7 protein-coding genes are annotated in these 10,503 nt (G+C 60.7%); 1 reads left to right on the plus strand and 6 read right to left on the minus strand.

The annotated features are described in order from the left end of the window. The 4 genes from VMU57_RS04925 to VMU57_RS04940 all read right to left on the minus strand — a co-directional run. Positions 1-402, minus strand: a 402-nt coding sequence (locus VMU57_RS04925) for a glycosyl hydrolase family 28-related protein (RefSeq protein ID WP_325381401.1), incomplete at its 3' end; no start/stop codon positions are given. A 174-nt stretch (positions 403-576) separates the two neighbouring features. Beyond that, positions 577-2,028: an efflux transporter outer membrane subunit gene (locus VMU57_RS04930; protein WP_325381403.1), complete on the minus strand. Its 1,452-nt coding sequence runs from the start codon at positions 2,026-2,028 to the stop codon at positions 577-579. Next, the gene (locus VMU57_RS04935; protein ID WP_325381405.1) at positions 2,028-3,248 is read right to left on the minus strand and encodes an efflux RND transporter periplasmic adaptor subunit; all 1,221 of its coding nucleotides are present in this window, start codon (positions 3,246-3,248) and stop codon (positions 2,028-2,030) included. The genes VMU57_RS04930 and VMU57_RS04935 overlap by 1 nt, the downstream gene beginning before the upstream one ends. Beyond that, positions 3,245-6,418: an efflux RND transporter permease subunit gene (locus VMU57_RS04940; RefSeq protein ID WP_325381407.1), complete on the minus strand. Its 3,174-nt coding sequence runs from the start codon at positions 6,416-6,418 to the stop codon at positions 3,245-3,247. Before VMU57_RS04940 ends, VMU57_RS04935 begins: the two co-directional genes overlap by 4 nt. Before the next feature lie 351 nt (positions 6,419-6,769). Here VMU57_RS04940 and gyrB point away from each other — a divergent pair, with 351 nt between their 5' ends. Beyond that, a complete protein-coding gene (gene gyrB, locus VMU57_RS04945; RefSeq protein WP_325381409.1) occupies positions 6,770-9,415 on the plus strand; it encodes a DNA topoisomerase (ATP-hydrolyzing) subunit B in 2,646 nt (881 codons plus the stop codon). A gap of 82 nt (positions 9,416-9,497) precedes the next feature. Here the strand turns inward: gyrB and VMU57_RS04950 are convergent, their stop codons facing one another. Both VMU57_RS04950 and VMU57_RS04955 read right to left on the minus strand, forming a co-directional pair. Next, positions 9,498-9,791, minus strand: coding sequence for a hypothetical protein (locus VMU57_RS04950; protein ID WP_325381411.1), 294 nt, complete (start codon positions 9,789-9,791; stop codon positions 9,498-9,500). Between the two features lie 160 nt (positions 9,792-9,951). Further along, the coding region (locus tag VMU57_RS04955; RefSeq protein WP_325381413.1) for an SDR family oxidoreductase at positions 9,952-10,503 on the minus strand (552 nt) is incomplete at its 5' end.

Here is a 10,503-nt window from a genome sequence, read left to right on the forward strand (position 1 = left end):
CGAAGTCTTTGGCTCGGCTGCGTCGTAGGTGCCTCCGTTGTAGCCGGTCGCCTCACCGGGCAGCGGTGAGGCGGCGGCGAGGATGGTCGATCCCTGCGACAGAAAGAGATCGACGTAGCTCTTCAGGCGGATGGAGAAGCAGAGATAGGTTCCGGCCGGGAAGAGAACCGTGCCTCCGCCTGCTGCCGCAGCGGCCTCGATGGTGCGATTGATGGCAGGCGTGTCGACTGTTTTGCCATCGCCGGTCGCTCCGTAGGCGCGTACGTCAAAGACGCCTGAGGCTGCGTGGACAGACGATTTGGTGGCGGCGTAGGCGGAGGCGGGCAGGGTGGCAGCAGCAGCGGCCAGACCTATTCCGCCGAACTTGAGGAGATCGCGACGAGCAGAGTTGAAGGAGTCCATAGGCCAGCAATGCTAGCAGAAAATTGGTCTGACCAGAAAGTACCCCCCCTCCCCAAGATAAAAATTTTTCAGGGACAGGAAGGGGCGTGTAACCGGTAAATATTCGTTTCTCCGGTTACATGCCCTCACCTGTAACCGGAGAAAGGTGCTTTTACCGGTTACAAAAATTTGCGCTTAGAGCTTCGGCAGATTTGTCGTGTTCCAGCCTCCGCCGAGGGCCTTAATGAGCAGGACGCTGGCGTCCATCTGGCGGCGCATGATGTCGATATCGTTGCGCTCGTTGATGAGCGCTGTTGTCTGTGCAGTGACGACCTGAAGATAGGTGTCGATGCCGCCGACGTAGCGGTTGTTGAAGATCTGCTGGGCGCCCTGCGCGGATTTCGTGGCCTGGCGCTGATGCAGCGCCTCCTGGTTGAGGACGCGAAGCGCGGTGAGGTTGTCTTCGACCTGCTGGAAGGCGGTGAGCGAGGTCTGGCGATAGTTGGCGACGGTCTCGTCGTAGGCGGCCTGAGCCTGCTCTGAAGCAGAGCGGCGGCGGCCCGCGTCGAAGAAGGTCTCCGACAGCGTTGGCCCGACTGCCCAGAGGAAGCTGGAGCGGCTGAGCAGGGTCGACAGCGCGGCGGACTCATAGCCTATAGCGCCGTTCAGCGAAATGGCTGGGAAGTAGGCTGCGCGCGCGATGCCGATGCGGTCGTTGGCTTCGGCCACGCGGCGTTCGGCGGCGGCGATGTCGGGACGGCGCTCCAGAAGCTCGGAGGGAAGACCTATGGGAATGGCAGGCGGGCGGGCGTCGAGCGGGGTCGCGGGAAGCGAAAAGGTCGCGGGAGGCTGGCCAAGCAGGACAGCGATGGCGTGCTCGTACTGGGCGCGGACCAGGGTAACGTCGCTGACTTCGACGCGGGCCGCTTCGAGCTGGGTGCGGGCCTGATCGACGTCGGACTGCGGGGCCACACCGCCCTCGAAGCGGTTGTTGGTGATGCGATAGGCGTCTTCGTAATCCTTGACGGTGTCCTGGAGCAACTTCTCTTCGGCGTCGGCGCTGCGGGCTTCGAAGTAGTCCATAGCAAGTTCAGCCTGCAGGCTCAGGAGCGCTGTCTGCATATCGGCGGCGCTGGCCTGGGCCTCTTCGCGGGCTGCGTTCACGCCGTGGCGGATACGTCCCCAGACGTCGATCTCGTAGTTAAGGTCGAGTGGCAACTGCGTGTCGGCGGTGTTGCTGCTGGTCGAAGTAAAGTAGGGACGATTTGCGGATTCGCGCTCGCCGATTGCTGCGGGCGATGTGCCGATAGTTGGCGAGAGATTGGACCGGTTGAACTGGATGAGCGCGCGGGCCTCACGGAAGCGAGCTTCGGCGGCCTTGAGGTTCTGATTCTCGGCGGCGACCTTTGGCTCAAGCTGGTTGAGCTCGGGATCGTGAAAGATCGTCCACCAGTCTCCGCGCAGAGCGGCGTCGGCAGGCTGCGCGGGATGCCAGTTGGCGTCTTCCTTGAAGTTACTGGTCGCGGCAGTCGATTCTTTGTAGTTGGGTGCGAGCGGGACGTTTGGCTTGACATACTTGGGCCCGACCATGCAGCCGGAGAGCAGCAGGGCGGCGAGGCTGGAGGAGGCAATGGCGGAACGGTTCATTACTCACCCGCCTGTGGGTGCTCGCTGACGTGGACCTGCTGGCCCTCAATGATCGAGTCGGAGGGATCGAGGATCACTTCGTCGCTGGGCTTGAGGTCAGAGGCCGCGACCTCGACGACCTGGCCACCGTCGTGGGTGATGGTGATGGGAACAAGCGCGACCTTGCCATCGCGAACCACGCCGACGCGCAGCCCCTCGCTGCGGAAGAGCAGCGTGTTGGAGGGGACGGTGAGGTTGGCGATGCGCTCGGGCACTTTGAAGTGAACGAAGACGTAGGCGCCCGGGAGCAGCAGGCCCTTGGGGTTGTCGACGTCAACCTCGACGTTCAGAGTGCGCGAGGCGGAGTCGATCATGTTGGAGTTGCGGGCGATGGTTCCCGTGAAGACCTGACCGGGGTACTGGTCGAGCGTGAGGGTGGCGGTGCTGCCATTTTTGATGTCGCTCGCATACGCTTCGGGGACGGGGACGTAGACGCGGATCCTGCCGATGGCTGCGACGTGGAAGAGCTCCCGGGGTGTGGAGCCGGAGCCCGCGTCGATGAGAGCGCCGACATCGGTGTTGCGGACGGTGACGATGCCGTCAAAGGGCGCGTAGACCTTCTCAAACGACTGTAACTGCTGGAGGCGGCGCACATTGGCCATGGCCGCGTCGACGGCTGCTTTTTTGGCGGCGGCGTCGCCGGTGGCCTGGTCAGTCTCCTGCCGGGAGACGGAGTTGGTCTTGAGCAGATTGATATAGCGGGCGGCGGTGGTGTTGGCGAGGTCGAGGTTGGCCTGTGCGCTCTTGAGGTCGGCTTCGGCGACCTGTAGCTGCTGATCCAGCTCGGGGGTCTCGATGGTGGCCATCAACTGGCCTTTGCGAACGTGTGCGCCGATGTCGAAGTACCAGTGCTGGAGATAGCCGCTGGTGCGTGCGTAGATCGGCGTGTCGATATAGGCCTGGGTGTTGCCGGGGAGCGATATCTCCGGCGTGAGCGGAGCCGTCGAGGGATGGACGACGTTGACCGTCAGGATGGCCGCGGCCTGGGTGTGTTTTTCGAGTGCGTGTTCCGCGGCGCTGCGCGAGGCGATGCCGAAGACGATGACGATCACAAGGACGATGGCGACCACGGCGAGGGCAATCCAGACGCCGGTGGAGAAGCCACGTTTTTCAGACGGCGGCGGCGTGTGCGACGGATTGTGCGTAGCTGTATTCATTTCGGTGTTGCTTGCGCTGCTCATACTAGCTCCTGAAAATCTTGTCCGGGGATTGGCTTTGCGTTTTGCTTACGACGGCCATGAAGGAGAGCGAAGACTGCGGGAACGAAGACCAGCGTGGCGACGGTGGCGCAGGAGAGGCCGCCGATGACGGCGCGGCCCAGAGGCGCGTTCTGCTCGCCGCCGTCGCCGAGGCCGAGGGCCATGGGAATCATGCCGATGATCATGGCGAGCGCCGTCATGATGACTGGGCGGAAGCGGGTTGCCCCGGATTCGAGTGCGGCAGCGATGGCGTCGCCGTGCTGCTCCAGGCGCTCTTTCGCGAAGGAGACGACCAGGATGCTGTTCGCCGTGGCCACGCCCATGCACATGATGGCTCCCATCAGCGCGGGAACGCTGAGGGTGGTGTGGGTGACGAAGAGGAAGAGAACGATTCCGGCCAGCGCCGCGGGCAGCGCGGTGATGATGATGAAGGGATCGAGCCAGGACTGGAAGTTGACGACGATCAGAAGGTAGACCAGAACGATGGCGAAGCCAAGACCGGAGAGCAGACCGATGTACGAGGTTCGCATGGTCTCGATCTGGCCGCGGACGCGGATGAAGCTGCCGCGCGGCAATGTCTTTCTACTGGAGTCGACGATCTTGTCGATCTGGCGAGCGACGGAACCGAGGTCGCGGTTCTGCACATTGCCGTAGATGTCGAGCACGCGGCGGAGATTGTAGTGGTTGACGACCGCCATCTCCGTGCCGCGATGAATGCTGGCGACATCGGCGAGAATCTCGGGGGTCTTCATCGTCGGCGAGGTGATGGGGATATTGCGCAGATCGCTGAGCGACTGGATGTCGTACTGCGGAGCTTGAGCGACGATGCTGTAGTTGACGCCGTTCCTCGTGTTGAGAAAGAACATGGGGCTAAGCTGCGAGCTGCCGCTGAGGATGTTGACGATGCTGCCGCCCACGTCGCGCTCGGTATAGCCGCCCTGCGAGGCCTTGGTGCGGTCTACGGTGACGTTGAGAACGGGATAGTCGTCGGGCTGCTGGATGCGCAGGTCAACCAGTCCGGGAACCTCCCGGAACTGGCGCAGGAGATCATCGGCGACCTTGCGATTGCCGACGATGTTTGCTCCCTCCAACTGCACATCGATTGGCGACGGCAGGCCGAAGTTGAGGATCTGGGTGACGATGTCGGACGGCAGGAAGTAGAAGATGGTGCCGGGAAACTCTCGGGAGAGCTTATCGCGGAGGGAATCGACGTACTTTTCTGTGGGGTGGTGGTCCTCTTTGAGAGAGACGAGGATGTCGGCGTCGCCGGCCCCGATGAGGCCGGAGGTGGCGTGCTGGAAGTTCAACGGACTGTAGGGGAGGCCGATGTTGTCGAGGATGTTGTCCAGCTCGGAGGCAGGCACGGTGCGGCGGATGGACTGCTCGACCAGATCGCAGAGGCGGGCGGTCTCTTCGATGCGGGTGCCGCTCTTGGCGCGAACGTGCAGGATGAACGAGCCATTGTCGGTGTTGGGGAAGAAGTTCTGCCCCAGGAACGGAAGCAGGACAAACGCGCAGAGGCAAAGGACGAAAAAGATCGGGACGAAGATCAGCCGCACCTGGATCAGGCGCTCGAGAACGCCCTGATAGGTGAGACGGATGCGCTCGAATCCGCGTTCGAAGCCGCGCTGAAATCGGGCGAAGATGTTGCGCGAAGGCTCGGCGTGGCTGTCGTGCGCCTTGAGCAGGTACATCGCCATGGTCGGCACCAGCGTTCGCGAAAGGACGTACGAGGCGAGCATAGCGAAGACGACGGCTTCGGCGAGCGGAACGAACAGGAAGCGGGACACTCCGCTAAGGAAGAACATCGGCAGAAAGACGATGCAGATGCAGAGGGTGGAGACGAGGGCCGGAACGGAGATCTGGGCAGCGCCGTTGAGGATGGCTTCGTGGAGGCCCTGACCCTCTTCGAGGTAGCGCTCGATATTTTCGATGGTGACGGTGGCGTCGTCGACGAGGATGCCGACCGCGAGGGCGAGGCCACCCAGCGTCATGATGTTAATCGTTTCGCCGAGCAGGCTGAGCACGATGATGGAGGTGAGAATGGACAGCGGAATGGAGATGCCGATGATGACGGTGCTGCGCCAGCTTCCGAGAAAGAGCAGGATCATGAGCCCGGTGAGTACGGCTGCGATGATGGCTTCGCGAATGACGCCCTGGATGGAGGCGCGGACGAAGATGGACTGGTCGCCCAGCAGCCTGATGTTGAGTTCAGGCGGCAGGGTGGTTTTAATCTGCGGCAGCATGGCTTCAATTCCGCCGACGACGCTGAGAGTCGAGGCGTTGCCTGACTTCAGGACGCTGAGAAGAACGCCGCGGTGGCCGTCCTGCCGGACGATATTGGTCTGGGGAATGCTGCCGTCGGTGACATTGGCGACGTCTCGAATGTAGACGGTAGCGCCGTTGATCTGGCGCACCGGGAGGTTGCTGATGCCTTCGATCGTCAGCGGCGAGGAGTTTAGGACGACGTCATACTCGTCCATGCCGATCTTGGCCGTGCCGCCTGGCTGCACGACGTTTTGCTGCGACATAGCCGTAAGCACATCGGTGGGGGATAAGCCTTTTGCCTGCAGCATCTTGGGATTCAGCTCAATCACGATGGAGCGCTGCTTGCCGCCGTAGACATTGGGGACGATGGCGCCCGGGGTCGTGATGAGCTGGGGGCGGACAAAGTTGAGACCGACATCGTTTAACTGCTGCTCGGACATGCCTTTGCCGGATAGCCCGAGTTGGAGGATGGGAACGCTCGATGCGCTGAAGTCGATGATCTCCGGCGGCAGGATGCCGGGAGGAAGCGACTTGAGCATGAATTCGGAGACGGAGCTGACCTGGGCATTGGCCGTGTCGAGGCTGGCTCCGGGCTGCAGGTAGATCTTGACGACGACCCAGCCGTTCACCGTGGTGGATTCGATGTGTTGGACGTTGTCGACCAGCGCGGTGACGGCCTTTTCAAAGGGCGTGGTGACGCGGCCTTCGAGCTCCTCTGGATTGAGGCCGGTGTAGGCCCATGCGCAGGAGACGACGGGGATATTGATATTAGGGAAGATGTCCGTCGGTGTGCGCAGGATGACGACCGGCGCTGCAATGAGGATCAAGATCGCCAGCACAATGAAGGTGTAGGGTCGATTAAGGGCTAATTTTACGATCCACATTCAGGGAAGCCTCTTACGCTCGCAGGGGCAGCGTCACTTAGATAGAGTAAGCCAGCTTCGGCATATGCAGATTAGACATAATCCGGGGAGAAAAATATGCAGTCTGCGCGGTAATCGGAGTTGAAAATCGGATATCGCAGCTTTGTCCTTTCGAAAGAGGCTTCGGTCTGGATGCGCTGCGAGGGCTTCCGGGGCGTCTGGAGCAGGCTCCGGGCGTGGTATACTTGAGATATCGAAAACCACGTCCGAACGTGAGCAAAGTGCTGGATTGACGCGGCTTTTGCGAATTTATGAGCGGCATCGTTCCGAGCGGTTTCCCGAGCATCTTCAGCTACGGCTGCATGGAGTTACATGGCAACGACGGCTATCCCCACCGACACCGAACTCTCCACCCTTCAATCCGACGCGGCTGCCTCAGCACCCAAGAAAGAGGGTGGTGGGTATTCTGCTGAAAACATTACGGTTCTGGAAGGTCTGGCGGCTGTGCGCCTGCGTCCGGCGATGTATATCGGCTCGACCGGCGAGCAGGGGCTGCATCACCTGGTCTACGAAGTGGTCGATAACTCGGTCGATGAGGCGCTGGGCGGCCATGCCACGCGGATCGACGTCACCATCCATGTCGATAATTCGATCACGGTAGTTGATGACGGACGCGGCATTCCGGTGGATGACAAGGTCATCAACGGAGAGAAGATGCCTGCGGTGCAGGTGGTTCTGACCATGCTGCATGCAGGTGGCAAGTTTGATGCCTCCAACTACAAAGTTTCAGGCGGCCTGCACGGCGTCGGTGTGAGCTGCGTCAATGCGCTCTCCGAAGAGTTCGACGTCGAGATCTGGCGCGATGGCCATGCGTGGGAGCAGGACTACTCCAAGGGCGCGCCGATCAGCACGCTGCGCAAGATGGGGCCAAGCAAGCGCAAGGGGACGAAGGTCCACTTTCTGCCGGACAAGAGCATCTTTACCGTCACCGAGTTCAGCTATGACACGCTGGCCCAGCGGCTGCGCGAGCTTGCCTTCCTGAACAAGGGGCTCGAGATTCACCTGACGGATGAGCGTACGACCGACTCGAAGACAGGCGAGAGCAAGCACCAGGAGTTCAAGTACGTCGGCGGAATTGCCGAGTTCATCAAGCTCCTGAATAAAGGCAAGGCGGTGCTGCACGAGAAGCCGATCTACATGGAGGCCGAGCGCGATAACGTGGCCATGGAGATTGGGCTGCAATATAACGACGCCTACTCCGAGACGGTGTTCACCTTTGCCAACAACATCAACACCGTCGACGGCGGAACGCATCTCTCGGGCTTCAAGACGGCGCTGACGAGGACGATCAATGCGGCTGGGCAGTCACTTGGGCTGTTCAAAGACGTGAAGGAGAACCTGAGCGGCGATGACGTTCGCGAGGGCCTTGTGGTCGTCATCAGCGTGAAGCTTTCGCAGCCCCAGTTTGAAGGGCAGACCAAGGGCAAGCTGAACTCCGACATCGCGGGAACGGTGCAGGCGTTTGTGAATGAGCGTCTGGGCGGATTTCTGGAACAGAATCCTTCCGTCGCGAAAAAGATCATCAACAAGGCGATTGACGCTGCTCGTGCCCGCGAGGCTGCGCGTAAGGCTCGCGACCTGACTCGGCGCAAGGGTGCGCTCGATGGCGGTGGATTGCCGGGCAAGCTGGCTGACTGCTCCGAGCGCCAGCCTGATCGCTGCGAGCTTTACCTCGTTGAGGGAGAGAGCGCCGGCGGCACGGCCAAGCAGGGCCGCGACCGTAAATTCCAGGCCATTCTTCCGCTGAAGGGTAAGATCCTCAACGTCGAAAAGGCGCGGTACGACAAGATGCTGGGGCATGAAGAAATTCGCGCCATGATTACGGCGCTTGGCTGCGGTATCGGCAAGGATGACTTCGATGCGACGAAACTGCGCTACGGCAAGCTGATCCTGATGACCGATGCCGACGTGGACGGATCGCACATTCGTACTCTACTGCTGACCTTCTTCTTCCGGCATATGACGGAGCTGATCAAGCGTGGGCACGTTTATATCGCGCAGCCGCCGCTCTATCGCATCAAGAAGGGCAAGTTCGAGCAGTACATCAAGGACGACCGCGAATATGTGAGCGTCATGGTCAAGCGCGCCTCCGACGGCATGGTGATTCGTTATGGCGACGGCGGGGCGAAGCTCGAAGGCGCTGCGCTGACCAAGTTCATGACGCAGCTGAACGACTATCTCGGCTTCTTCGACAAGGTGCAGAAACGGTTGCGCAACGAAGAAGTGACGCAGGCGTTTGCCGAGATCTTCGCGCAGGAAGGCAAGGATTCGGCGCGGCGTGTGGACTTTGAATCGCCGGAGAAGCTGAAGGCGATGCAGCAGCGGCTCGAAGCCATGGCCAAGACCTACCAGTTCAAGCATGTGGGCGACGTGGTGTTCGATGAAGAGCATCGGATGTATTCGGTGAACTTTACCGATGCCCAGGGCGCGGTGCGGCCGATCGACTGGACGCTGGCTTCGACTGCAGAGAGCCGCCAGATGCTGGGCAAGCACGCGCAGATTCGCGAAGAGCTGAAGGGGCCGTTCTTCATCGAGTACTCGACCAAGACCAAGACGGAAGCGGCCGCCGAAGAGGCTGAGGAAGCAGCCTGGGAAGAAGGTGTAGCCGAAACCGCTGCCGCGCCCGGCACTGCGCTTGAGGCCAAGCCGGGCAAGCGGGCGAGTAAGGCTTCGCACGATCCGGTGGAGAAGAAGACTGCTCGCGAAGTGTTCGAGTACGTCATCGAGCAGGGGCGCAAGGAATATCAGGTGCAGCGTTATAAGGGGCTGGGCGAGATGACCGCTCCGCAGCTTTGGGACACGACGATGGACCCGGAACGGCGCACGCTGCTTCAGGTCAAGCTCGAAGACCTTGCCGCCTGCGAGGAGATCTTTACCACGCTGATGGGCGAGGACGTCGAGAGCCGTCGCAAGTTCATCGAAGAAAATGCGCTGGATGTAAAGAACCTGGATATTTAGTTCGGTTCGCAGCTTTAGATCGCAAGCCTCCTGAGAGCTTTGGTAAACGCTCGCAGGAGGCCTGTTGTCTTTTGACCAGCAGTTACACCATTGCAGTACGCGGAACGACAGGCTCAGCGAACATCTTCGATATATCCCATAGCAGCTTGAAGACTCTGACCACCAGCGCAATCTTGAAGCCGAGGTTGAGCAGTGCATTGAAAGCGATGAGAGATCCCAGGTTATGAGGAGTCAGCACTGGCGCAGGAACAAAGTAAGTCCGTGCCGCGACCAGCACCACAAGGATGCCGATCCCAAGGACCTGTTCTGCGATTTGGAGGCCATTGCGCCACTTGCCGAGGTTCCTATACAAGCTCGCCGCCTTCAACGGCAGCATCAACTGGCTTATACGGAATAGCAAGCAGCCACACGTTCGCACGCAGCTCCGCCAGGGTATCTACCCTGCCCTTTGCTGGAAGGTGCTGTCCAACAGCGTGTAGATATCGTTCGAGAAGATCCGTCCACTAACGATGCAAAAAGGGGCTGTCCCGTGGGAATCAGCCCATGTGGCGGACGGTCATCTGCGGGATGCGCACATTGGGAGGCTGCAGGCAGGCGAAGACGATGGCTTCGGCCACTTCCTGCGGTTCCATCATGTGCGAGTTGCGAACATAGTCTTCGGTGCGGCCGTGGCCCACGGCGAACTCCGTCTTGACGCCTCCGGGACAGATGGTGCCGACCTTGATGCCATGCTTTCGAAGCTCGGCGTCCAGCGATTGCGCGAAACCCATCTGCGCGAATTTGCTGGCGGAGTAGACGGCTTCGCCCGCAGCGCCCTGCAGACCGGCGACCGAAGAGATGAAGAGGATCGTTCCTCTCTTCTGCTCCACCATATGCGGCACGGCGTAGCGGGAGAAGAGAAAGCCGGACTTCATGTTGGCGTTCATCAGGGCGTCGTACTCTTCGACTGAGGTGTCGACGAGATTTTTATAGTTTCCCGCTCCTGCGTTGTTGATGACGATGTCGAGATGACCAAAGGTGGCAATGGCGAGCGCGATGGCTCCCTGGGCAGTAGGTTCTTCGGCGGCGTCTCCGGCAAAAGAAACGGC

Origin of the sequence: Edaphobacter sp., from assembly GCF_035532915.1 — a bacterium.
Lineage (GTDB): Bacteria > Acidobacteriota > Terriglobia > Terriglobales > Acidobacteriaceae > Edaphobacter.

Coding starts and splice junctions, on each gene's coding strand:
- VMU57_RS04930 (WP_325381403.1), bottom strand. CDS start 2,028: ATGAACCGTTCCGCCATTGCCTCCTCCAGCCTCGCCGCCCTGCTGCTC.
- gyrB (WP_325381409.1), top strand. CDS start 6,770: ATGGCAACGACGGCTATCCCCACCGACACCGAACTCTCCACCCTTCAA.
- VMU57_RS04940 (WP_325381407.1), bottom strand. CDS start 6,418: ATGTGGATCGTAAAATTAGCCCTTAATCGACCCTACACCTTCATTGTG.
- VMU57_RS04935 (WP_325381405.1), bottom strand. CDS start 3,248: ATGAGCAGCGCAAGCAACACCGAAATGAATACAGCTACGCACAATCCG.
- VMU57_RS04950 (WP_325381411.1), bottom strand. CDS start 9,791: ATGCTGCCGTTGAAGGCGGCGAGCTTGTATAGGAACCTCGGCAAGTGG.